Source organism: Bacillus sp. TH17 (assembly GCF_016651125.1).
Lineage (GTDB): Bacteria > Bacillota > Bacilli > Bacillales > Bacillaceae_G > Bacillus_A > Bacillus_A mycoides.
In genome coordinates this window covers 3,410,384-3,433,142 of record NZ_JAEKEN010000001.1, presented here as the reverse complement: position 1 = coordinate 3,433,142, position 22,759 = coordinate 3,410,384, and the positions used below count along the sequence as shown (strand labels likewise).

At 35.9% G+C, this 22,759-nt stretch carries 25 protein-coding genes; 19 read left to right on the top strand and 6 right to left on the bottom strand.

Annotated features, from left to right (window positions below; all coding sequences use genetic code 11):
* Nucleotides 1-131: 131 nt before the first annotated feature.
* Both JFT95_RS17375 and JFT95_RS17370 read left to right on the top strand, forming a co-directional pair.
* Nucleotides 132-434 (top strand): YlaH-like family protein, encoded by a 303-nt coding sequence (locus JFT95_RS17375; RefSeq protein ID WP_201052889.1) that lies wholly within the window; start codon nt 132-134, stop codon nt 432-434.
* Nucleotides 435-448: 14 nt separating this feature from the next.
* Entirely contained in the window at nt 449-724 is a 276-nt protein-coding gene (locus JFT95_RS17370; RefSeq protein WP_002033723.1) for a hypothetical protein, read from the top strand.
* A gap of 35 nt (nt 725-759) precedes the next feature.
* Here the strand turns inward: JFT95_RS17370 and JFT95_RS17365 are convergent, their stop codons facing one another.
* Nucleotides 760-960 (bottom strand): YlaI family protein, encoded by a 201-nt coding sequence (locus JFT95_RS17365; RefSeq protein WP_002094429.1) that lies wholly within the window; start codon nt 958-960, stop codon nt 760-762.
* Nucleotides 961-1,105: 145 nt separating this feature from the next.
* Here JFT95_RS17365 and JFT95_RS17360 point away from each other — a divergent pair, with 145 nt between their 5' ends.
* Both JFT95_RS17360 and JFT95_RS17355 read left to right on the top strand, forming a co-directional pair.
* On the top strand, nt 1,106-1,561 hold the full coding sequence (locus JFT95_RS17360) for a PNPOx family protein (protein ID WP_002014791.1): 456 nt from the start codon (nt 1,106-1,108) through the stop codon (nt 1,559-1,561).
* 246 nt (nt 1,562-1,807) lie between these two features.
* Complete coding sequence (locus JFT95_RS17355) at nt 1,808-3,136, top strand: PhoH family protein (protein WP_002088317.1); 1,329 nt, start codon at nt 1,808-1,810, stop codon at nt 3,134-3,136.
* A 49-nt stretch (nt 3,137-3,185) separates the two neighbouring features.
* On the opposite strand, the gene JFT95_RS17350 is transcribed toward JFT95_RS17355, so the two are convergent.
* Nucleotides 3,186-3,683 carry a molybdopterin-binding protein gene (locus JFT95_RS17350; protein WP_201052887.1) on the bottom strand — a complete coding sequence of 166 codons (498 nt, stop codon included), beginning with the start codon at nt 3,681-3,683 and terminating at the stop codon, nt 3,186-3,188.
* A 150-nt stretch (nt 3,684-3,833) separates the two neighbouring features.
* Here JFT95_RS17350 and JFT95_RS17345 point away from each other — a divergent pair, with 150 nt between their 5' ends.
* The 3 genes from JFT95_RS17345 (at nt 3,834) to pyc (ending at nt 9,205) form a co-directional block, all read left to right on the top strand.
* A complete protein-coding gene (locus JFT95_RS17345) occupies nt 3,834-4,121 on the top strand; it encodes an Fpa/YlaN family protein (protein WP_002088314.1) in 288 nt (95 codons plus the stop codon).
* A 125-nt stretch (nt 4,122-4,246) separates the two neighbouring features.
* Nucleotides 4,247-5,425 (top strand): FtsW/RodA/SpoVE family cell cycle protein, encoded by a 1,179-nt coding sequence (locus JFT95_RS17340; protein ID WP_201052885.1) that lies wholly within the window; start codon nt 4,247-4,249, stop codon nt 5,423-5,425.
* Between the two features lie 333 nt (nt 5,426-5,758).
* Nucleotides 5,759-9,205, top strand: a complete 3,447-nt coding sequence (gene pyc / locus JFT95_RS17335) for a pyruvate carboxylase (RefSeq protein WP_201052883.1) — start codon at nt 5,759-5,761, stop codon at nt 9,203-9,205.
* Nucleotides 9,206-9,267: 62 nt separating this feature from the next.
* Here pyc and JFT95_RS17330 read toward each other — a convergent pair.
* Both JFT95_RS17330 and ctaA read right to left on the bottom strand, forming a co-directional pair.
* A protein-coding gene (locus JFT95_RS17330; protein ID WP_201052693.1) for an IS3 family transposase occupies nt 9,268-10,622 on the bottom strand; the annotation gives its coding sequence in 2 pieces (ribosomal slippage) (nt 9,268-10,169 and nt 10,169-10,622; 1,356 coding nt in all).
* A gap of 118 nt (nt 10,623-10,740) precedes the next feature.
* Nucleotides 10,741-11,676 carry a heme A synthase gene (gene ctaA, locus JFT95_RS17325; protein ID WP_002088309.1) on the bottom strand — a complete coding sequence of 312 codons (936 nt, stop codon included), beginning with the start codon at nt 11,674-11,676 and terminating at the stop codon, nt 10,741-10,743.
* Between the two features lie 497 nt (nt 11,677-12,173).
* On the opposite strand from ctaA, the gene cyoE reads away from it, so the two are divergent.
* From cyoE to ctaG, 6 genes are all read left to right on the top strand, one after another.
* Complete coding sequence (cyoE, locus tag JFT95_RS17320; protein WP_201052881.1) at nt 12,174-13,097, top strand: heme o synthase; 924 nt, start codon at nt 12,174-12,176, stop codon at nt 13,095-13,097.
* Between the two features lie 93 nt (nt 13,098-13,190).
* Nucleotides 13,191-14,240, top strand: coding sequence for a cytochrome c oxidase subunit II (gene coxB / locus JFT95_RS17315; protein WP_002088304.1), 1,050 nt, complete (start codon nt 13,191-13,193; stop codon nt 14,238-14,240).
* 60 nt (nt 14,241-14,300) lie between these two features.
* On the top strand, nt 14,301-16,136 hold the full coding sequence (ctaD, locus tag JFT95_RS17310; RefSeq protein WP_201053673.1) for a cytochrome c oxidase subunit I: 1,836 nt from the start codon (nt 14,301-14,303) through the stop codon (nt 16,134-16,136).
* The gene (ctaE, locus tag JFT95_RS17305; protein ID WP_000557861.1) at nt 16,136-16,759 is read left to right on the top strand and encodes a cytochrome c oxidase subunit III; all 624 of its coding nucleotides are present in this window, start codon (nt 16,136-16,138) and stop codon (nt 16,757-16,759) included. The genes ctaD and ctaE overlap by 1 nt, the downstream gene beginning before the upstream one ends.
* A gap of 3 nt (nt 16,760-16,762) precedes the next feature.
* Entirely contained in the window at nt 16,763-17,095 is a 333-nt protein-coding gene (ctaF, locus tag JFT95_RS17300) for a cytochrome c oxidase subunit IVB (protein ID WP_002014776.1), read from the top strand.
* Between the two features lie 81 nt (nt 17,096-17,176).
* The gene (gene ctaG / locus JFT95_RS17295; protein ID WP_012261616.1) at nt 17,177-18,082 is read left to right on the top strand and encodes a cytochrome c oxidase assembly factor CtaG; all 906 of its coding nucleotides are present in this window, start codon (nt 17,177-17,179) and stop codon (nt 18,080-18,082) included.
* Between the two features lie 36 nt (nt 18,083-18,118).
* Here the strand turns inward: ctaG and JFT95_RS17290 are convergent, their stop codons facing one another.
* A complete protein-coding gene (locus tag JFT95_RS17290) occupies nt 18,119-18,484 on the bottom strand; it encodes a YugN family protein (protein ID WP_002014773.1) in 366 nt (121 codons plus the stop codon).
* 207 nt (nt 18,485-18,691) lie between these two features.
* On the opposite strand from JFT95_RS17290, the gene JFT95_RS17285 reads away from it, so the two are divergent.
* From JFT95_RS17285 to JFT95_RS17260, 6 genes are all read left to right on the top strand, one after another.
* On the top strand, nt 18,692-19,726 hold the full coding sequence (locus JFT95_RS17285; RefSeq protein WP_002142956.1) for a CAP domain-containing protein: 1,035 nt from the start codon (nt 18,692-18,694) through the stop codon (nt 19,724-19,726).
* 173 nt (nt 19,727-19,899) lie between these two features.
* The gene (gene ylbD, locus JFT95_RS17280; RefSeq protein WP_002014771.1) at nt 19,900-20,337 is read left to right on the top strand and encodes a YlbD family protein; all 438 of its coding nucleotides are present in this window, start codon (nt 19,900-19,902) and stop codon (nt 20,335-20,337) included.
* Between the two features lie 11 nt (nt 20,338-20,348).
* Nucleotides 20,349-20,594, top strand: a complete 246-nt coding sequence (locus JFT95_RS17275; RefSeq protein WP_002014770.1) for a YlbE-like family protein — start codon at nt 20,349-20,351, stop codon at nt 20,592-20,594.
* Between the two features lie 77 nt (nt 20,595-20,671).
* Complete coding sequence (locus JFT95_RS17270) at nt 20,672-21,244, top strand: histidine phosphatase family protein (RefSeq protein ID WP_002014767.1); 573 nt, start codon at nt 20,672-20,674, stop codon at nt 21,242-21,244.
* A gap of 116 nt (nt 21,245-21,360) precedes the next feature.
* Nucleotides 21,361-21,813 carry a YlbF/YmcA family competence regulator gene (locus JFT95_RS17265; RefSeq protein ID WP_002014765.1) on the top strand — a complete coding sequence of 151 codons (453 nt, stop codon included), beginning with the start codon at nt 21,361-21,363 and terminating at the stop codon, nt 21,811-21,813.
* 127 nt (nt 21,814-21,940) lie between these two features.
* On the top strand, nt 21,941-22,207 hold the full coding sequence (locus JFT95_RS17260) for a YlbG family protein (RefSeq protein WP_002088292.1): 267 nt from the start codon (nt 21,941-21,943) through the stop codon (nt 22,205-22,207).
* A 55-nt stretch (nt 22,208-22,262) separates the two neighbouring features.
* On the opposite strand, the gene JFT95_RS17255 is transcribed toward JFT95_RS17260, so the two are convergent.
* Nucleotides 22,263-22,652, bottom strand: a complete 390-nt coding sequence (locus tag JFT95_RS17255; RefSeq protein WP_002014762.1) for a DUF7147 family protein — start codon at nt 22,650-22,652, stop codon at nt 22,263-22,265.
* Nucleotides 22,653-22,759 lie beyond the last annotated feature (107 nt).

Genomic DNA, 22,759 nt, shown 5'->3' with positions numbered 1-22,759 from the left:
GGTAGTTGTTTTTTTTATTTTGTTTATTTTTAGAATATTTATTCTTTTTTGTGGACAGTATTTTTTTTGCGAGTTACTCTTGTATTAAGTACATAAAGAAAATTTGTTTTTATGAGAAGGGAGGAAAGATAGTGTTAGAAAGAATGTCATTTTTCGCGAAATTGTGCAAAGTTGATGAAAATCCAGAAATAGGGATGTGGTTACTTTATGGAACAATTATTATATTGAGTGCACTTGTATATAATTTAGGATTTGCAAGGAAGCTATCAGTGCTAAAAAATATAGTAATATACATATCTTTAGCAATTGGATGCACGGTATTAACTTTCTTTGCAGTTTTTTTACCAGTTGGAGAGGGGCTCGTTGTAGCGGCGATTGTACTTGGAATTTATAGATTACGTTTACGTCAAGCGAAACAACAAAAGGCAGGGTGAAAAGGGGGAGTTTCATGCGCTCGGTACAAGATGCACTATATAATTGGTTAACAATTAAAACGGTTGCGGAAGCGCGTCCAGATGATAGCGCTGCACAAGAAACGTATGTATTATTTCGAAATATGATATATGAAGAGCATAAATTACGAAATGTAGAAGTGGAAAAGAACGAGGAAATGTATTTAATTACATATGAAATTGATGGAGAAATAAGGTGTGCAAGATTTCCAGTAGAAGCCATTGATTGTTTTTTGGATCAGATGAATCGTGAACCAGAAAAATACAAATAAGTCCTTATCTATATGATTAAGGACTTATTTACGGTTTACCAATCGTCTTCTACTTTTTTATCACGATATAATCGGAAATTACCACTTGCATGGCGTTCCATAGTACGCTCTGCAATGCGTTCCGTACATTCCATGCACATATATGTATGAATAGGGCGATTACGCAGTTTTTTTGCCATAGGATTTTCGTCATCTAACATATCTTTTTTATCACAAATCATACATCTGACTCTCATTTCGTCACCTCAATACGAATTCTATCAGTATAAGTATATCATGGAAGCATAATGTTTTTGAATAATAGCGGGAAAAAATAATATTTTCGCAATTCGAAAAATAGGTTATGATAAGGATATATAAATAATATTTGGAGGTGGAAATATGGCGAATGTAGTTGAGCCTACATTGACAGGTGATTTAGTACAATCTTTGCGTAAAGAGTGTATCGTTATGATAGCAACAACAGATTTCGAAAAACAAATTCCTAACGTAAGTGCTATTTCTTGGGTATATGCAGTGAGTGAAACTAGTATTCGATTTGCGGTAGATCAACGCTCACGTATTGTGGGGAATATACGGCATAGTGCAGGGGTTGTATTGACTATAATGGCGAATGAATCCGTATTTTCCATAAGTGGTGAAAGTGAAATTTTAACAGATAGAATGGAAGGGATTCCTCTAAAATTAACGGTAGTAGAAGTGAATGTACAAGAAGTTCGTGATGTTATGTTTTATGGTGCGAAACTTGCTACTGAACCAACATATGAAAAAACATATGATCTTCGAGCAGCTAAAAAGCTTGATAACCAAGTATTAGTAGGAATGAAAGAATTATAAAGAAGATGAATAGGAACATCGTTCATAAACTTTTACAAGTGAGTATTGTGATTTAATGTGAAAAATTATAATAAAAAGTAATATATTGAATAGAAATGAATAAAAAATAAAGAAAAGGTTTAATTTCTATGAGTTTCGATTCTACCTCGTTTTTACGGTACATATAATTATAACAATGGTTCGTCCATATTTTATGGATGAAACCCTTGTTCTACAAATTTAAAAGTGGAGTCAGGGGGTAACAGGTTGGATAAAATTTATGTGTTAGATACGAATGTACTTTTGCAGGATCCTTTATCTATTTTTTCATTTGCAACAAATGAAGTAGTGATTCCAGCAGTTGTATTAGAAGAGGTTGATTCGAAAAAACGTTATATGGATGAAGTAGGACGAAATGCTCGCTATGTATCTAAGTTAATCGACAAATTTCGCGAAATAGGAAAGCTGCATGAAAGTATTCCGTTAGAAAACGGCGGTACATTTCGTATTGAATTAAATCATCGCTCGTTTGTTCAACTGCAAGATATTTTTGTGGAAAAAACAAATGATAATCGAATTTTAGCGGTAGCGAAAAACCTCTCTTTAGAAGAACAAGAAAAAGAGGACGGGAAATCAGTTATTTTAGTAAGTAAAGATGTACTCGTAAGGGTAAAAGCTGATGCAATCGGACTGCAGGCCGAAGATTATTTAAGTGACCGAGTAATCGAAGTGGAAAATATATATTCAGGATTTTTAGAAGGGTATATATCAAAAGAACAGTTAGATTATTTTTATGAAAAAGGTGAACTGCCTTTATCTGAAATCGCAAATCATCCTTTTTATCCAAATCAGTTTGTTGTAATGAAAGATGCACTAGGGGGTTCTAGTTCTGCACTTGGGATTGTGGATCATTTAGGTAAGAAGGTAAAAAAACTTATTTTTCACAATGAACAAGTGTGGGGGATACGCCCACGAAACGTGCAGCAAATTATGGGATTAGAATTGCTACTTCGGGAAGATATTCCACTTGTAACGTTAACAGGGAAAGCCGGTACAGGAAAAACGTTACTCGCATTAGCTTCGGGACTAATGCAAACGGAAGATTTAGGATTATATAAAAAACTACTTGTCGCGAGACCAATTGTACCGGTAGGGAAAGATATAGGCTATTTACCAGGAGAGAAAGAGGAAAAATTAAGACCGTGGATGCAGCCGATTTTTGATAATCTAGAGTATTTATTCAATACGAAAAAGCCTGGGGAGCTAGATGCTATTTTAGCTGGAATGGGTTCGATTGAAGTAGAAGCGCTTACCTATATACGCGGGAGAAGTATTCCAGACCAATTCATTATAATTGACGAGGCACAAAATTTAACGAAGCATGAAGTAAAGACGATATTAACAAGGGTAGGCGAAAAAAGTAAGATTGTATTAATGGGGGATCCTCAGCAAATTGATCACCCGTATTTAGATGAATATAATAACGGTTTAACATATGTTGTAGAGAAGTTTAAAGAACAACGTATTAGTGGTCATGTAAAGTTTGTTAAAGGAGAGCGTTCTAATTTAGCACAACTAGCAGCGGATTTATTATAAAAAGGAGTGAGCTTAAGCTCACTCCTTTTTTGCCTTTTAATTATACAATTTAAATGATTGTAAATTTACGGATGTTACGAATCGGATTTTGTCTATTAGATCCATCATGGAAATATAGATGAACAGGCCCGTCTTCTCGTAATGGTTTACCTTCTTTTGAAAAACCGAGAATAGCTTTATGGGCTGTTTCTAACGGAAGTGTAATTGTATTGTCTGTGGTTGCAATTTCGACATGAGTAGCATCTTCTAAAATTTCAGCATTTTTTAGAAATGGATGAAGTGGTATGCCAAATGTCCCGTTAATAAGCTGTTCTTTTTTATATTTCTTTACACTTTGTTGTATTGGCGGGAAGGCAGCACCATCACGGATTTCGCGATCCCAATGCTCTGAAGTATGTTTTAAGTATGTTTCTAATTCGGATGAGTCTTCTCTAGTTTCATCAAAGTAAGTTGTCAAATCTATTTTTCGATCATCGAAAATCCATACAGTTGGATCGATAGTGATTGAAAAACGAACTTTTCCATTAATAAATAAAATTTCGCTCATTGTTGTTCCCCCATTTGTGTTATACTCCCACTTTTCAGTATAATAGTATTAGGCACTGTTGTCACAAAAAATGTTTCTATTGCAATTTATTAAAACTATCGCTAATATTAATAGATATGAGAGAGTAGGACGGAAACGGAGGGAATCAATTTGGCGTCTGAGACAGTATCAAATCATCAGGAAAAGGCACTAGCCCTTCTACAAGCGGATGCAGAGAAGATTTTAAGACTTATTAAGGTACAAATGGACAATCTTACAATGCCGCAATGTCCATTATATGAAGAAGTTTTAGACACACAAATGTTTGGACTATCCCGCGAGGTCGATTTTGCGGTTCGCCTTGGTCTTATTGGAGAAGAACAAGGGAAAGCAATGTTAGGAGAGCTCGAACGTGAGTTGTCTGCACTTCATGAAGCATTTACAAACAAACAACAATAACGGGTTCAAATAAGGGGGCTCAAACTGAAATAGTTTGGGCCTTTTATTTGTATAATAAAGAAGGAAGAACCTATATACATATGGAATACAACAATAATTAAATTGAAACAGAAAGAGGAAATGAAATGAAAAAAGTATGGAAATCGATGGATTATTCCTTATTACTTCCTCTTATTATCTTATGTGTGCTGGGAGTTATAATGGTATATAGTTCTAGTTCCATTGTTGCGATTTCGAAGCATGGGAAACCAGCGGATTTCTTTTTTAATAGGCAAGTATTAATTCTAGCTGTTGGAGCGATAATATTAGCGATTATCATTGCTATTCCTTATAAACTTTGGAGGAAGCGAATAGTTTTAATAGCAATGGGAATAGGTAGTATTGGTTTATTAGCAGCAGCCTTGTTTTTCGGTAAGGAAATAAACGGTGCAAAAGGGTGGATATTAGGTATACAGCCCGCTGAATTTGTTAAAATATCGATTATTATTATATTAGCTCGTTTTTTTGCGAGAAGACAAGAGACAGATACTCCTGTTTTTAAAGGATCGGGACTTACGCTTGGTTTTGTTGGATTGGCAATGTTTTTAATTTTAAAGCAAAATGACTTAGGTACCGATTTATTAATTGCGGGAACGGTTGGAATTATGTTTCTTTGCTCGGGGGTACGGATTAATTTATGGATAAAACGAATCGTTTTAACTTCTATAGTGTGGATTCCGGCACTATATTTTCTCGGGAATTATGGATTAAGCAAGTATCAAAAGGCACGTTTTTCCGTTTTTCTTGATCCATTTAATGATCCTCAAAATGATGGGTTCCAATTAATAAATTCTTTTATTGGAATTGCTTCAGGAGGGCTAAATGGTCGAGGGTTAGGGAACAGTGTGCAAAAATATGGATACTTACCAGAACCGCAAACAGATTTTATTATGGCAATTATATCTGAAGAACTTGGATTTATAGGCGTAGCTGTCATTTTAATCTGTTTACTACTTATTATTATTCGGGCATTTAGGGTTGCACAAAAGTGCAGAGATCCGTTTGGAAGTTTAATAGCAATTGGAATTGCAAGTTTGTTTGGAGTTCAAACTTTTATAAATGTTGGTGGTATGTCTGGGTTAATACCGCTTACAGGGGTACCATTACCGTTTATAAGTTATGGTGGTAGTTCTTTATTGGCTAATTTACTTGCAATGGGTATACTGTTAAATATTGCTAGTTATGTAAAACGACAAGAGAAACAACAAAACAAATTGACTAACGAAATAGAACAAGGTGGACCGCATCTTGTTGTTGTAAAATAAAAAACACATTGAGCTCTAGAGTTCAATGTGTTTTTTATTTTGTTAGATTTTAAATGTGATACAATATTGATTGTTATAAAACGAAAAGTATATTACATTCAAGTGAATGTGATATACAATATTGTTGTTAGAAAAGGAAGAGGTATGCTATACTATTTTTGTGAAACAAATCGATCAGAAAACTTATCATTTGTTGAAAAATAAGGTATGATGGATAAAAATAAAGTGAAGCTTTCTAAGTATAATATAATGTAGAAAGTGAAGAACTTCACGCTCTTTAGAGTGTGTATGTATTTTATCTCTAGAGTGGTAGGAAAATAGAGGGGGAAAATCATGACAAAGCTGCAACGTATTCAAAAAGTATTGGTAGCTAACCGTGGAGAGATAGCAATTCGTGTGTTCCGAGCATGTTCAGAACTTGGATTAAACACAGTTGCGATCTATTCTAAAGAGGATAGCGGTTCTTATCATCGCTATAAAGCCGATGAGTCCTATTTAGTTGGGGAAGGGAAAAAGCCAATTGATGCTTATCTAGATATTGAAGGCATTATTGAGATTGCGAAAAGTAATCATGTAGATGCAATCCACCCTGGATATGGTTTCTTGTCAGAAAATATTCAATTTGCAAAACGTTGTGAAGAAGAAGGGATTATCTTTATCGGTCCAAAAAGTAAGCATTTAGACATGTTTGGAGATAAAGTTAAAGCAAGAACACAAGCGCAGCTAGCGCAAATTCCAATTATTCCTGGTAGTGATGGTCCAGTAAATTCAATAGAAGAAGTTGAAGAATTTGCTGAAAAGTATGATTACCCGATTATTATTAAAGCATCCCTTGGTGGCGGCGGTCGCGGTATGCGTATTGTACGTGCTAGTGAAGAGTTAAGAGAATCGTATAATCGCGCGAAATCAGAAGCAAAAGCAGCCTTTGGTAATGATGAAGTGTACGTTGAAAAATTCGTTGAAAAACCTAAACATATAGAAGTACAAATTTTAGCAGATGAAGAAGGTAATGTTGTTCATTTGTATGAGCGTGATTGCTCTGTACAACGACGCCATCAAAAAGTAGTTGAAATTGCACCGAGCGTGTCGCTTTCAGATGATTTGCGTCAGCGTATTTGTGATGCTGCAGTAAAGTTAACGAAAAATGTAAATTATTTAAATGCTGGAACGGTAGAATTCCTTGTAAAAGGTGATGAGTTTTACTTCATTGAAGTAAACCCACGTGTTCAAGTTGAACATACGATTACAGAGATGATTACAGGAGTGGATATAGTTCAATCGCAAATTTTAATAGCTGATGGACATGCATTACATAGCAAAATGGTAGGTGTTCCTAAGCAAGAGGAAGTGGTTGTGCATGGATTTGCAATCCAATCTCGTGTAACGACAGAAGACCCACTTAATAACTTTATGCCTGATACAGGAAAGATTATGGCGTACCGATCAGGCGGTGGTTTTGGTGTTCGTCTTGATACAGGTAATAGTTTCCAAGGTGCAGTTATTACACCGTACTACGATTCTTTACTTGTAAAAGTTACTACTTGGGCACTTACTTTTGAACAAGCCGCTGCAAAAATGGAACGTAACTTAAAAGAATTCCGTATTCGTGGTATTAAAACAAATATTCCATTCCTAGAGAATGTAGTAAAACATAAAAACTTCTTATCAGGAGAATATGACACTTCATTTATTGACGCGTCACCTGAACTATTCTTGTTCCCGAAACGTAAAGACCGCGGAACAAAAATGTTAAATTATATTGGTACAGTAACAGTAAATGGCTTCCCTGGAGTAGGGAAAAAAGAGAAACCAATTTTCCCAGATGCTCGTATACCAAATGTGATACACTCAGAGCCAATGCAAAATGGAACGAAACAAATTTTGGATGAGCGTGGAGCGGATGGATTAGTAAAGTGGGTACAAGATCAAAAGCGTGTACTTTTAACGGATACAACATTCCGTGATGCACATCAGTCATTACTTGCAACTCGTGTTCGTACAAAAGATTTACATCACATTGCAGAGCCGACAGCGAGAATGTTACCAAACTTATTCTCAGCAGAAATGTGGGGCGGTGCAACGTTTGATGTTGCGTATCGTTTCTTGAAAGAAGATCCATGGGAACGATTACTAGATCTTCGTGAAAAAATGCCAAACGTTTTATTCCAAATGTTACTTCGCTCTTCAAACGCAGTAGGTTACAAAAACTATCCAGATAATTTAATTCAAAAATTTGTGGAATGTTCCGCGCAAGCTGGAATTGATGTGTTCCGTATTTTTGATAGCTTAAACTGGGTAGAAGGCATGAGAGTTGCAATTGATGCTGTACGAGATACTGGTAAGATTGCAGAAGCAACAATGTGTTACACAGGAGACATTCATGATCCGTTACGCAGTAAATATGATTTAAATTATTATAAAAATTTAGCAAAAGAGTTGGAAGCATCAGGAGCTCACATTTTAGGAATTAAAGATATGGCGGGCTTACTAAAGCCAAGCGCAGCATATGATTTAGTTTCAGCATTAAAAGAGACGGTGTCGATTCCAATTCACCTGCACACACACGATACGAGCGGAAATGGTATTTTAACGTATACAAAGGCAATTGAAGCGGGTGTTGATATTGTCGATGTAGCGGTGAGTTCAATGGCTGGTCAAACGTCACAACCAAGTGCGAATACACTATACTATGCGTTAGGTGGAAACGAAAGACAGCCAGATGTTAATATAGACTCATTAGAAAAACTATCTCATTATTGGGAAGATGTACGAAAATATTATGCTCCATTTGAAAGTGGTATGAATGCTCCTCACACAGAGGTATATATGCATGAAATGCCGGGTGGACAGTATAGTAATCTTCAACAACAAGCAAAAGCGGTTGGCTTAGGAGATCGCTTTGATGAAGTTAAAGTGATGTATCGCCGTGTTAATGATATGTTTGGCGATATTGTAAAAGTAACACCATCATCTAAAGTTGTCGGTGATATGGCATTATTTATGGTTCAAAATCACCTAACAGAACAAGATATTTTAGAACGTGGACATGCTATGGACTTCCCAGGATCTGTTGTTGAAATGTTCTCTGGAGATTTAGGACAACCATATGGTGGTTTCCCGAAAGAATTACAAAAAATTATTTTAAAAGGGAAAGAGCCATTAACAGTAAGACCGGGTGAATTATTAGAACCAGTAGATTTCGATGCTTTAAAAGAAGAGTTATTCCACAAACTTGGACGCGAAGTAACAATTTTTGATGTAGTCGCATATGCATTGTATCCAAAAGTATTTATGGACTACGAAAAAGTTGCTGGGATTTATGGAAATGTATCTGTGCTTGATACACCGACATTCTTCTATGGTATGAGACTTGGTGAAGAAATTGATGTGGAAATCGAGCAAGGTAAAACATTGATGGTTAAACTAGTTTCCATTGGGGAGCCACAGCCAGATGGAAATCGTGTGCTTTACCTGGAGTTTAATGGACAACCGCGTGAAATCGTAGTGAAAGATGAAAACGTGAAATCAACTGTTGCACAGCGTGTGAAGGGGAATCGTGAAAATCCAAATCATATTAGCGCAACGATGCCGGGAACTGTTATTAAAGTAGTTGTAAAAGAAGGCGATGAAGTGAAAAAAGGTGATTCCATGGCAATTACAGAAGCTATGAAAATGGAAACGACGGTTCAAGCGCCATTTAGTGGTAAAGTGAAAAAAGTATATGTAAATGATGGGGATGCAATTCAAACGGGAGATTTACTCATTGAATTAGATCATTAAAATAAAGAAAAAGAGCTGTGCGAAAGTGAAGTGACCCCTAAAAGTTAGACACGGTTATTTCATTAGGCTACTTGATCCAAATGAGTCCGGTATTGTACCGGGCTCATTTTTAATTTTGCCTTAATCCGTTTCTTATTATAATAATCTATATATTTTTCTAATTCTATTTTAAAATGCTCTATGCATTCAAATTCTTTTATATAGAGGAACTCCGACTTCATAATCCCAAAGAAATTCTCTATTACTGCGTTGTCGTAACAGTTTCCTTTTCGAGACATACTCTGTACGATAGCTCTTGATTCAAGTGTACGGAAGTACTGTCTCATTTGATAATGCCATCCTTGATCCGAATGCATCAGTAGCTGGTGGTTTTCAGGTAAACGTTCTAATGCTTTCTCTAACATCTCTGAAACAAGTGAATACGCCGGTCTAGAACCAATTGTATAGGTAATAATCTCACCATTATACAAGTCTAATACAGGTGATACATACAGTTTTTCTCCAAATAATTTAAACTCTGTGATGTCTGTTACCCATTTTTGATTCGGTGCATCTGCATAAAAATTACGCTCTAAAATATTGGGTGCAATTTTACCGACTTTCCCTTTGTAGGATTTATATTTCTTCATACGCACAACACACTTTAATCCAAGCTCTTTCATAATACGTTGCACCTTTTTATGATTCACTTTCTGACCACGATTCGCTAACTCATCACGAATGCGACGGTAGCCATAACGACCTTCATTCTCCTCATAAATCACTTTAATCTCAGCTTTCAAATCGGCATCTACATCTGGGCGATTCATTTTCTTTACTAAATCATAATACGTGCTTCGTGGAATAGTAGCTAACTCGACGAGTGCCTTCACCGAATATTTATGCCTTAATTCATAGACTACTTGCGCTTTGTCTTGTTTAGTGACTTTTCCTTGTTTTGAACTAAGGCATTCAACTTTTTTAAGTACTCATTTTCCATTTCAAGCTGTTTAATACGTGCTTCAAGTGCTTCGACTGACCCTTCAGCTAAAGCTTGTTTTACTTGTTTATTTGACTCTTTTTTCATGGATGGACGCCCCTTTTTTTTAGATTGAAGGGCATCAATTCCTTGTGTTTCGAGTTGTTTTTTCCAAACAGAAATCGTTGAAGGGGCAGGAATGTTAAAGATAGCTGCCGTCTCAAATAAGGACATACCGTTTTCAATCATAAAGTTTAGTACGTCTAGTTTAAATTGTTGTGTGTAATTTGTACATCGTTTTAGAAAAGCTTCCACACCATTCTGCTTATATTGGTTTACCCAATTCAAAATGATTGTGCCACTTATACCGATCGCTCTACCCATTTCTCGATAACTTTCATTTCCGTTCAAATAACGTAGAACGATTTGTATTTTTTCATCAGCTGTAAATTTAGCCATAGAAAAACTGCACCTCCAATTGTTAGACTGTGTCTAACAATTGGGGTGCAGTTCAAAGCAGCTCTTTTTTGTGTGTAAATAATACCTTGCCGAATTGGCAAGGTATTATAGTTTTACTTTATTTTGTTTGCTTAGAAGTTGATTCAGTTTCTTTTGCATTGACTGTACTTCTTGTACCTATCATAACTAAATAGCATAGTACAGCAAACAGGCAAGAAATGAAGAGCGAATGTAATAATGCCATTGCTAAACTAGCATTTGTAAATACGACCAAAATCCCTACTATAGCTTGAAGTGTAACAAGGATAAATGAAATAATCCATCCCCAGTATACTACACGCTGCTGCTTGTAATGGCGAATAGCGATAATCATCGCATATAGTATCCAAGCGAAAATTAACATCGCTGCAACTCTATGTCCCATTTGAACCCACTCATGTAGTTGAGTTGGCATAGGTCTACTTTTGCTACATAAAGGGAAGTCTGGACAGGCTAAGGTAGCTCGTTCGTGACGTACTAAAGCTCCTGTGTAGACAACGATATAACTGTAAATTGTTACACCATAAATATGAAATTTCATTTTTTTGTCCATAATAAGTGAACGTGCATCAAATTTCTGATCAATTTCAAAAATAAGACACGTTAACAAGATGACAGAAGCAAATGAAATTAAGGAAATACCGAAATGAATAGCTAATACAGCAGGCATTTGACCCCAAACAACCGCCGCCGCCCCCATTAATGCTTGTGCAACTAAAAATACGAAGGATAAAATTGCTAACGTCTTTGTTTCGCGCACATGTTTATAATATTTCCAGGACAAGATACAAAGAAGAGTAACAAGGATTCCGGCTGATCCAGATGTTAAGCGGTGACTTAGCTCAATAATAGTCTCCATTGATAAATTAGATGGAACAAATTCACCGTTACAAAGAGGCCATGATTTGCCGCATCCTTGGCCTGAACCCGTTTTTGTAACTAAAGCGCCTCCTAGTAAAACTACTAATAAATCGAGACTTGTAATGACTGCTAACCATTTAATAAAGCGTTGCAATCTCTTTCACCATCTTTCTGCTATGAAGTTATTGCGAAATATTTTCATTCCATTATGTATAGAATAAAACGTGCTACAGTCCTATGATATATAAAAAATAATAAAATAGCAAAGAAATGGAGGGCGAGGACAACGTACGTATTATAAAGAAAAAAACGGGATTTAAAATACATATTTTAGGAGGAATTCAGGCTATTTTGAAAAGAAATGGGGAGAATACATGCTAAATATGACAAAATAGTTTATTATAGAAGATAACATCATGTTATGATAAGGATAAATTAGAATAAAGTTTTTTAATGTTCGACACAAAAAGTTCATGTTTTCTTCACAAAATGTTCGGGAAATGTGATTTAATATATTGGAGTATGGGCGTAGATTAGTAGTAGAATGGGTTAACAATATTTCTACTGTAATAATATTGCTATATAGAAGCGAAATATTTCACATGAAATATCTGCTTAGAAAGATGATAGGTTTAAGAGGGGGTTAAAGTGATGAACCATGCAACAAGTGAGCTGCATGATGAGTCAGCTGTTTCAATTGTACCGGAAACAACTCGGTTACAAGATTTATCAGCGCTCGTTAAAATGGGGATTGTAAACTCAAATACACTTACTGTATTTACAGGATTTTGGTTGGCTTTACATTTTAATGGATTGAGTGTTATGGACAATCTAGATAAGTTATTTTTCACAATCGTTGGTTCGGCATTAATTATGGCAGGGGTATGTTGTTTAAATAACTACATTGACCGAGATATCGATCCATTAATGGAAAGAACAAAAAACCGTCCAACGGTAACAGGTAAATATAAACCTGGCTTTGCACTTGCATTTGGACTTGTAATTTTACTTCTTGGCTTTGTATTTTTATTACTTACTACACCGATGGCAGTGTTAATCTCATTTATTGGTGCCTTCACATATGTTGTTTTATATACGTTATGGACGAAGAGAAAATATACGTTAAATACTGTTGTAGGTAGTATATCAGGAGCAGTTCCACCTTTAATTGGATGGGCGGCAATTGATCCGTCTTTAAATCATCCAATTGCTTGGATGTTATTTTTAATTATGTTTATTTGGCAAATCCCACATTTCCTCGCATTAGCGATGAAGCGTGTTGATGAATATCGAAATGCAGGAATCCCAATGCTTCCTGTTGTACAGGGATTTGATATTACGAAACGTCAGATTATGATTTGGACAGTATGTTTATTACCACTACCATTTTATATGAGTGGACTTGGAATAGCATTCATGGTAATTGCAACATTGCTTAACATCGGATGGATCGCATTAGGGCTTTATGGCTTCCGTCAGCAAGATGACATCAAGTGGTCCGTAAAAATGTTTGTTTATTCCCTGAATTACTTAACAATCTTATTTGTGTCAATGATTGTAGTTACATTCTTCTAAGACAACGACATGATTGGATTTCTTTACGTTGAGATTTACTTTACTTAACTATAAAGTACAATCTAATTCACAAAGAAAGTGGGGGTTGTTTGTATGAAGAAACAGTGGCGACTGCTTTCGTTCGTTTCACTGCTGGCTTTACTGTTAGGGGGATGCGGTAAAGCTTTTCAGTCTACTTTAATTCCGCAAGGGGAAGTAGCAAAAATGCAATATGATTTGCTCTTGCTAGCGAGTGCAATCATGGTAGGAGTAGTACTTGTAGTTACTATTATTTTCTTATATGTAATTGTGCGTTTCCGACAAAAAAAGGGTGAGGAAGATTATATTCCAGAGCAAGTTGAAGGAAATCACAAACTAGAAATTATATGGACAGTCATTCCGATTATTCTTTTGTTAATCTTGGCTGTTCCGACTGTTACATATACATTCAAGCTTGCTGATGTAAGTGCGATGGAGAAAAAGAATATTGATAAAGATACTATCGTTGTTGATGTAACAGCGAATCTTTATTGGTGGGAATTTTCTTATAAATCAGAAAAAATAGTAACTTCTCAAGATTTAGTTATCCCCACAGGTAAGAAAGTGTATTTGAATTTGAAGGGTGCCGATATTAAACATTCGTTTTGGGTTCCATCTTTAGCTGGGAAAATGGATACAAATACAGATAATGTAAACAAAATGTGGTTAAAGGCAGATAAATCGGGCACTTATAATGGTTTTTGTACAGAATTTTGTGGCCCATCACATTCTTTAATGCAGTTCAAAGTGAAAGCTCTGGATGAAAGCGAGTACAAAAAGTGGCTTGCTGACATGAAGAAGATTGATGGAAAAAAAGAAGTAGCTTCTACAAAGGCGCAAGAGGGTCAAGAAATATTTAATAAAAGCTGTATTGGTTGTCATGCAGTTGGATCAAATGATAGTAGACCACCTTCTGCTCGTATCGCACCGAACTTAGCAAACTTCGCAGATCGCGATATGGTTGCTGGTATTGCCGAAAATAATGAAGAGAACTTAAAAAAATGGCTCAAAGATCCTGAAAATATGAAACCAGGTAATAAAATGACTGGTAAATATGGCAACTTAACGGATGATCAAATTAATGCATTAAATGCATATTTACAAACGTTAAAGATTGAAAAATAAAGAGGGATCATTTGCGAAGGGGAGGTTGAAAACGTGAGTTCTGTAGCAAAAAAACAGGGGATGGGTGCTGTCATATGGGATTATTTAACGACAGTAGACCATAAAAAGATTGCCATTCTCTATTTAATTGCAGGTGGATTGTTTTTTGTAATAGGTGGAATAGAAGCACTATTTATTCGCCTGCAGTTAGCGATTCCTAACAATGCTTTTCTTGTTGGGGATGCTTATAATCAAGTATTAACGATGCACGGTACAACAATGATTTTCCTCGCAGCTATGCCACTCGTGTTTGCATTTATGAACGCCGCTGTACCACTTCAAATTGGAGCACGTGATGTGGCGTTCCCGTTTTTGAATTCGCTCGGATTTTGGTTGTTTTTCTTTGGTGGATTATTTTTAAATTTAAGTTGGTTTTTAGGAGGAGCGCCTGATGCAGGGTGGACATCGTATGCATCTTTAGCTTTAGCCTCTAAAGGACATGGTGTTGATTTTTATGTACTCGGCTTGCAAATATCAGGTATTGGTACATTAATTGGAGGTATTAACTTCCTTGTTACAATTATTAATATGCGCGCGCCAGGGATGACGTACATGCGCATGCCGATGTTTACATGGACAACATTTGTAACATCTTCACTTATTTTATTTGCATTTCCACCATTAACTGTAGGATTAGGACTTTTAATGTTAGATCGTTTATTTGGCACAAGTTTCTTTAATCCGGCACTAGGTGGGAACACGATTATATGGGAGCATTTATTCTGGATCTTCGGTCATCCGGAAGTATACATTCTTATACTCCCAGCTTTCGGAATATTCTCAGAAATCTTCGCCACATTTTCGAAAAAACGATTATTCGGTTATTCCTCTATGGTGTTCGCGACAGTATTAATAGGGTTTTTAGGATTTATGGTATGGGCGCATCATATGTTTACTGTTGGTCTTGGGCCTGTTGCAAATGCTATCTTCTCGGTTGCAACAATGGCGATTGCAGTTCCAACGGGTATTAAAATATTTAACTGGCTCTTTACAATGTGGGGTGGAAGTATTAGGTTTACAACACCAATGATGTGGGCGGTAGCTTTTATTCCATCCTTCGTTATGGGTGGAGTTACAGGTGTTATGCTTGCTTCTGCACCAGCTGATTATCAGTTTCATGATAACTATTTCGTAGTAGCACACTTTCATTATGTAATTGTTGGTGGTGTTGTATTTGGTTTACTTGCAGGTGCGCATTATTATTGGCCACTTATGTTTAATAAAGTATTAAATGAAACATTAGGTAAGATAACATTTTGGTTATTCTTTATCGGTTTCCATTTAACGTTCTTTATTCAGCATTTCCTAGGTCTAATCGGTATGCCGCGTCGTTACTACACATATCTTGAGGGCCAAGGGTTGGAAATGGGGAATATGATTAGTTCTATCGGAGCTGTGTTTATGGCTCTTGGAACGATTGTTCTTTTATTCAATGTAATAAAAACAACGGTATCAAAAGAGAAGGCTGGCCGTGATCCATGGGATGGACGTACATTAGAATGGACAATGCCAGCACCTACACCGGAATACAATTTTAAACAATTGCCATTTGTTCGCGGGTTAGATCCGTTTTGGGTTGAAAAACGTGAAGGTAATAAAGAGATGACAGCAGCGGAACCAGTTGGTGATATTCATATGCCAAATGCTTCATTTTCACCATTTATCATTTCTCTAGGCTTATTCATAGCAGCATTCGGTGCGATGTATATGCAGGGTGGCAAAGATAAATTTTGGTTATTAGTAGCGATTATCGGTTTAATCATTACGTTTGGTACAATGTTCCTTCGTTCAGTAATTGATGATCATGGATATCATATTCATAAGGAAGATTTAGATGATAAGGGGGGCAAGGCGTAATGCATGTAGATGAGAAATTAACGAATGAAACATTTCCAGCAGAGCCTGAAAAAGCAACCCTTGAGGGGAAAAATAAGTTTGTTGGTTTTTGGTTATTTCTTGGAGGCGAAACAGTGTTGTTCGCTTCCTTATTTGGCACATATTTAGCGTTAAAGAACTCTACAAATGGTGGACCAACATCTCAAGAGATGTTTCAAATGCCACTCGTTTTCATTATGACGATGCTTTTGTTAACAAGTAGTTTAACGAGTGTATACGCAATGTATCATATGAAAAATTTTAACTTTAAGAAAATGCAACTTTGGTTACTTGTAACAGTGTTGCTTGGCTTAGGATTTTTGGGGTTTGAAATATATGAGTTTTATCATTATACGCATGAATTTAAGCATACTATGAGAAGTAGTGCATTTGGTTCTGCATTTTATGCTCTTGTTGGTACACACGGGCTCCACGTGTTGTTTGGATTATGTTGGATTTTAACATTAATCTTTAGAAACGCGAAGAGAGGCTTAAATTTATACAACGCACCAAAGTTTTATGTTGCATCAATTTATTGGCACTTTATTGACGTAGTTTGGGTGTTTATTTTCACTGTAGTATATTTGATGGGAATGGTGGGATAAACAATGGCGGTTAAGCAAACGAATAATCCTAAGGTGGATCTTGTTTATCGGAAGAGAAAAAGTGCAGAGGAAATGAAGCACCAAGTTGTTACATTTTCACTAATGATTTTTTTAACATTAGTTGCATTTGCAGCGGTGGCATATCCGAAAACATTTAGCCCGATTTTTTCGGTTCCATTTATATTATTGTTAGCAGTCATTCAAGTTATATTTCAGTTATATTATTTCATGCATATGAGTCATAAAGGGCATGAAGCGGCGAGTTTCTTCTTGTACTCTGGATTGTTAATTGGTTTATTAACAATATTAGCCTTTATGACAATTGTGTGGATTTAAACAGTGATAGTAGGGGGCTCTGATATATCAAAGCCCTCTTTTTATATGAAATATAAGAATTTTGAAAAGGTAGGTGTGGAAATGGAAAACTTATGGGTATTTGGTTTTCAAGCTTTATGGAGTCCAATTTTTTTATTATTTATGATCTCGATTCTTATTAGTTATTTTTTAATTATTGGACCGTATAGAACGCGATTTGAAAATGCGACGAAGGTAAGTAAGAAGCAAATTTTTTATTTTACGACCGGGATTGTTCTTTTGTATGTTGTAAAGGGAGGACCTATTGATTTAATTGGTCATATCATATTTAGTGCACATATGTTTGAGATGGCAGTAATGTATATTGCGGTGCCTCCGTTATTACTGCTTGGTATACCTGTTTGGTTATATCGTTATATTACTTCTTTTAAGTTCGTTCAAATTGTGATAAAGTTTTTTGCTAAGCCGCTTATTGCGTTGTTTGTATTTAATGGCCTGTTTTCCTTTTATCATTTGCCAATTGTTTTTGATGCAGTAAAACAAAGTCAAATAGCGCATCCTATTTGCCTTGCTATATTGTTTTTTGCAGCAATGATGATGTGGTGGCCGATGTTAAATCCACTGCCAGAATATCAAACTTTAAGTGATATTAAGAAGCTTGGTTACATGTTTGCTAATGGTATTTTATTAACGCCAGCTTGTGCGTTAATAATTTTTGCGACTGCACCATTATTTGCAACATATACAGATTCGGCCGCTTGGATGAAGGCAATGGAACTCTGTGTACCGGCGGGTACTTTATCAGATTTAAATATAACTGGACCAGAATTTTTACATTGGATGCCGGTAGTACAAGACCAGCAAACAGGTGGTATTATTATGAAAATTGTCCAGGAAATAGTGTACGGTACGATTATCGGTTATGTGTTCTTTAAATGGGCACGTAGAGAGCGTGAAAAGGATAAAGAGCAGCTGCAAGAGTTACCTCCTTATTTGCAGACGAAATAAAAACTAGCGCATCGTGTTAATGCGCTAGTTTTTTTGTTATTCAATAATTTGAAATTCTTTTAACTCTTTTTCAATATTTTGTAGGAGTTGTTCGCTTTTTTGAAGTACATTCGTTGGAAAAATCTCATCATCGCCATATTCAACGCCATGAGGATAATAATGTTTTCCTAATAAGGGTGGCAATAGTTTTACTTGAGCGTGTCTGCCGCCGATGTCACCTTCAACAGCAAATCCTTGTACACGTAAATAATAAATATCCTTTAATATTTCAAATTTATAATCATATGTAACGCGTTCGTAATCCCATTGTCCGGCAAGTACAAAATGATTGTTTTCCATAATCTCAGTTAAAAGAGTTAGATCAACGACTGCATCAGTAAAGTTTGTATTTGTAAATTGCATAGAATACCTCCTTATTTTAATGTTAGTTCATTATTTTTATAATAGTACGAATAATAAGAAAGTGCAATTCGTATTGCGAGAAAAGGGATAATCCAGACTTTTTTCGTGAAAATATGATATAGTGAAAAGAGTACGGTACACACAAAAAAGGAAATAAAAGGATTTGTGTATATCTCGATTTTATGCTTTGTTCAGGAGGTATATCGTTTGAAGAAATTATTGCGTATCGTAATGATTACATTTTTAATTTTAGCTGTTGATTTATACGGGAAGTTACTCGTGTCACAATATATATTAACCCCATCTCACTCTAAGCAAGAAAATAAAATTGTGAAAAAGAAGAAGCAAGTAAATGAAGAATCCACAGACACTGTTTTAAATATGCTTGGCGGGGACTCTGAGAATTTATTAGCGAAGTGGGGCGAACCATCTCGAATAGAGCCGTCTGCTTATGGATATGAATGGTGGGTGTATAATCAAGATTTAGCTCAGTATGTTCAATTTGGAGTTGCTGAACGTAAAGTTGTAACGGCGTATGTTGCTGGTGAGCAAGTTAAGGTGGCTCCCTATTATATAAATGAAAAGTATGAAGAGGTATATAAAAAGAATCCACTTTCACATGAGATTTCATTAAAAAGAGGAAAGAATAGTTATCAATTTGAGTTATCTGATACGGAAGTAATGGAACAACCGCTAGTACCTGTAGAAGATGGATGGGCACAATTATACTTTGATCACTTTACACATGAGCTTGTTGGTCTTCGTTATATGGATGATGAAACGTTATTACGACAAAGGCCATATCAACTTGTTTATTCAGGTGAATTAATAGCGGAACAGCCGCTGACGCCAGAAAAAATGAAGCAAGTAGAAAATGGAAATATGCAACAAATTCTCGATTTAACAAATATTATTCGGAGTCGTCATCAATTACCGTTGTTAACATTGGATCAACAAACTGCAGATGTTGCATTTGGCCATAGTAAAGATATGAAGGATAATAATTATTTTTCGCACGATTCACCTACTTTTGGTACGTTAGGAGATCGCTTGCAACGTGGGCAAGTGGCTTTTCAACTTGCTGGTGAGAATATAGCGGCGCAACATAGTGATGGAATTGCGGCGGTACAGGGTTGGTTAAATAGTGAGGGGCATAGAAAGAATTTATTAAACGAACAATTTACTGGATTAGGTGTTGGGGTATATGATAAATTTTATACTCAAAACTTTATCCGAAAATAAAATGAAACTTTAATCAGTCGGGGCATTCTTCATTGATTATTAGTCTTCACCAATCGGGCTTTAATTGTCCACAAATAGGAAGATAAAAAGGTGCATGAATCGTCTAAAAATAGGCGAACCATGTGCCTTTTTTTTCTTACAATATAGTAGATATACATGAAGAGGTGAGGATTATGCCAACAACAAAAGGGCCGTTACATCCATCGGTTCAACAGTTTAAAGAGTTTGTAAACCATCACCCTAAAATGGTTCATGAGGTTAGAGGTGGTCAAAAAACTTGGCAGCAATTTTATGAAGAATGGTACTTACTTGGTGAAGAAGATCAAATATGGACAGCATATAGACCTGATGGAGCACCTGCTTTTTCTTCGGTAAAAGAAAATAAAGAAGAAAAAGAAAATCGAACAGAAGAGGAAAAAACTGCTGATGTGATGGGGCAAATGCTTTCTTTCTTTAAAAAGCTAGACGTAGAACAAATGCAACATCATTTAGCAAATGTAACGAGTGCGATTGGTAGCGTGCAACAAGTTATTCAACAATTTCAAGGAAACCGTGCGCAGCAAGAACAAAGTACTTCTGAAAATAATCCTTTTTTCTTTCAAAAGGATTAGGGGGAAAGAGAATGAGAGCAGAGCTTATGGAGTTTATAAAAGCTGATGAGGATTTAGCTCGCTATATTCGGGAACAGCCATACTGGTACCGGAAATTGACGCGTAACCCAGAAGAAAAAGAAGCTTTTGAGTTAGCTGCCATGCAGCATTTCAAAAAAACGATACCAGATAAAGTGGAAAAATTTCAAAATCAATTGGCCGTTGCTTCAATTATGATTGATATGTTCCAGTATATGAAGCAGCAAAATACGACGTAATTGGAAGGGAAAACTATGTCCGTTATGCAAAACTTTTGTTACAATAGAATCGGATTATTTAAAAAAGGAGTTGCAGCATGACGGAAATTTGTTTAGTACGACATGGACAAACTGATTGGAACTTTCAAGAGATTATTCAAGGGCGCGAAGATATTCCACTCAATGAAGTTGGGAAGAAGCAAGCGAGTCAAAGTGCAGCTGCCTTGCAAGCGGAATCGTGGGATATAATTATAAGTAGCCCGTTAATTAGAGCGCAAGAAACAGCTAAGGAAATTGCTGGGGCTATTGGATTACCATCTATTTTATTAGATGAGCGATTTATGGAACGTAATTTTGGGGAAGCTTCTGGGAAACCAGTTGCGGCCGTTAGAGAGTTAATTACAGAAGGTAATGTAGAAGGAATGGAACAGGATGAAGAAATCGTAGAGCGCTGTTTTACGGCTTTACAACAGGTTGCAGCAGCACATGGAGATAAACGTATTATCATTGTTGCGCATTCACATGCAATAAAAGCTATTTTACACGCAATTGCACCAAATGAAATTACATTTAAAACGCCGTTAAAAAACGCATGTATTAGCTACGTGAAAGAGAATAGCGGGAAATGGGATGTTCTTAAATATAATATTGCGGAGCATATTAGTGTATAAGAGTGCAAGGAGATTGTATGAAAAGTAATTAGAATCATATCTTTCTTTTAGGTGAGACACTTCAATTAGTAGTTCTGTTCCAAATGTGTTATGATGAATACTCGGAGGTGTCTCTCATGATTGTAGCGACGCTGGAAAGCGTATTGATTTTAGATAAGGCAGAGCAGCTTGCAAAAGCGATCATCTGTTCAGATATAGCAGAAGATTACCGTAAGTATTATAAGGATTTACAAGAAGATATAGAAGTCCAGACGCTAATTCAGCAATTTACAGCGATGAAAGAGCGATACGAAGAAGTGCAACGCTTTGGTAAATATCATCCTGATTATACTTTCGTTTCGACGAAAATGAGGGAATTAAAGCGTTCTGTAGATATGCATGATAAGGTTGCAACTTTTAAAAGAGCAGAAACAGCTTTACAGAAGTTATTAGATGAAGTTAGTGTAGCAATTGGTTCTGAGGTATCTTCTTCCGTTAAAGTTCCAACAGGAAATCCGTTTTTTGATGCGGGTGGCTGTGGCGGTGGTTGTGGTACCGGAGGCGGTTGTGGTTGTAAAAAAACGGGGTAATTTACCCCGTTTTTTAGAATATAGAAGAAAACGTATACAGAGTTTGTTCTTTAATGTCATAAATTTATGATTGGTTTTCATAAAATATAAGAATATAAGTTTTTAAAAGGAGAAGATGGAGAAGATTATGTTCGGGCAACGACAAAGTATGATTGTTTATTTACATTCATTGAAACATGCCAAGATTTTAAGGAAATATGGTAACATTCATTACATATCAAAACGTTTGAAATATGCCGTTGTATATTGTGATATGGAACAAATTGAGCATATGATGCAAAAATTGAATAAACTTCCTTTTGTAAAAAAAGTAGAACAGTCGTATCGCCCATTTTTAAAAACGGAATTCGAAAATTCGCGTCCTGATCGGGCAAAAGAATACGATTATAGCTAAGTAAAAAAATCCCCTGCTAAATTTAGCAGGGGATTTTTTTACTTGAAATAACGTGTTATTTCATTGGAGGAATGAAATTGTTCATTCGTAAAATACCGATTAGATGATTAAAAAATAGTTCTTTTTCAGGGAAAGTTGTTGATGGTTTTACAGTAAAGGGAGTAACTTTTTTCCCTATTTGTTCCGCCATTTCTTCAAATAAAACGACACGTTTACTTTTTTTATTTTCAAGTACAGGAATGCCTTCACGACATATGTATAATGGTTGGAAATCACCAGTAGTTGTCGGTTTTAGTATTACAACAAGTGAACACACTTTTTTTTCGTTTTTTACAGTTTCGAATTGTAACATATGTGTTACACGTTCTTGGTTTGTTTTGGCAATTTCAAGTAATTCATATAAGTCAGAGTAGCCTTCTCCGAGTTCTATAAAGCGTTGAATCATATTTTTTCCTCCTCTTTCTTTTACTGTACCACCTCACTTTTTAAATGAAAAGTAGACAAATAAAAAAACCCTGCAAAGCAGGGCCCTTCTAATACTAGTATGTACTA

What these genes read in the sequence shown, in the direction of transcription:
- JFT95_RS17370 (WP_002033723.1), top strand. Translation starts at nt 449, where the DNA reads ATGCGCTCGGTACAAGATGCACTATATAATTGGTTAACAATTAAAACG.
- JFT95_RS17365 (WP_002094429.1), bottom strand. Translation starts at nt 960, where the DNA reads ATGAGAGTCAGATGTATGATTTGTGATAAAAAAGATATGTTAGATGAC.
- JFT95_RS17360 (WP_002014791.1), top strand. Translation starts at nt 1,106, where the DNA reads ATGGCGAATGTAGTTGAGCCTACATTGACAGGTGATTTAGTACAATCT.
- JFT95_RS17350 (WP_201052887.1), bottom strand. Translation starts at nt 3,683, where the DNA reads ATGAGCGAAATTTTATTTATTAATGGAAAAGTTCGTTTTTCAATCACT.
- JFT95_RS17340 (WP_201052885.1), top strand. Translation starts at nt 4,247, where the DNA reads ATGAAAAAAGTATGGAAATCGATGGATTATTCCTTATTACTTCCTCTT.
- pyc (WP_201052883.1), top strand. Translation starts at nt 5,759, where the DNA reads ATGACAAAGCTGCAACGTATTCAAAAAGTATTGGTAGCTAACCGTGGA.
- cyoE (WP_201052881.1), top strand. Translation starts at nt 12,174, where the DNA reads ATGAACCATGCAACAAGTGAGCTGCATGATGAGTCAGCTGTTTCAATT.
- coxB (WP_002088304.1), top strand. Translation starts at nt 13,191, where the DNA reads ATGAAGAAACAGTGGCGACTGCTTTCGTTCGTTTCACTGCTGGCTTTA.
- ctaD (WP_201053673.1), top strand. Translation starts at nt 14,301, where the DNA reads ATGGGTGCTGTCATATGGGATTATTTAACGACAGTAGACCATAAAAAG.
- ctaE (WP_000557861.1), top strand. Translation starts at nt 16,136, where the DNA reads ATGCATGTAGATGAGAAATTAACGAATGAAACATTTCCAGCAGAGCCT.
- ctaF (WP_002014776.1), top strand. Translation starts at nt 16,763, where the DNA reads ATGGCGGTTAAGCAAACGAATAATCCTAAGGTGGATCTTGTTTATCGG.
- ctaG (WP_012261616.1), top strand. Translation starts at nt 17,177, where the DNA reads ATGGAAAACTTATGGGTATTTGGTTTTCAAGCTTTATGGAGTCCAATT.
- JFT95_RS17290 (WP_002014773.1), bottom strand. Translation starts at nt 18,484, where the DNA reads ATGCAATTTACAAATACAAACTTTACTGATGCAGTCGTTGATCTAACT.
- ylbD (WP_002014771.1), top strand. Translation starts at nt 19,900, where the DNA reads ATGCCAACAACAAAAGGGCCGTTACATCCATCGGTTCAACAGTTTAAA.
- JFT95_RS17275 (WP_002014770.1), top strand. Translation starts at nt 20,349, where the DNA reads ATGAGAGCAGAGCTTATGGAGTTTATAAAAGCTGATGAGGATTTAGCT.
- JFT95_RS17270 (WP_002014767.1), top strand. Translation starts at nt 20,672, where the DNA reads ATGACGGAAATTTGTTTAGTACGACATGGACAAACTGATTGGAACTTT.
- JFT95_RS17265 (WP_002014765.1), top strand. Translation starts at nt 21,361, where the DNA reads ATGATTGTAGCGACGCTGGAAAGCGTATTGATTTTAGATAAGGCAGAG.
- JFT95_RS17260 (WP_002088292.1), top strand. Translation starts at nt 21,941, where the DNA reads ATGTTCGGGCAACGACAAAGTATGATTGTTTATTTACATTCATTGAAA.
- JFT95_RS17255 (WP_002014762.1), bottom strand. Translation starts at nt 22,652, where the DNA reads ATGATTCAACGCTTTATAGAACTCGGAGAAGGCTACTCTGACTTATAT.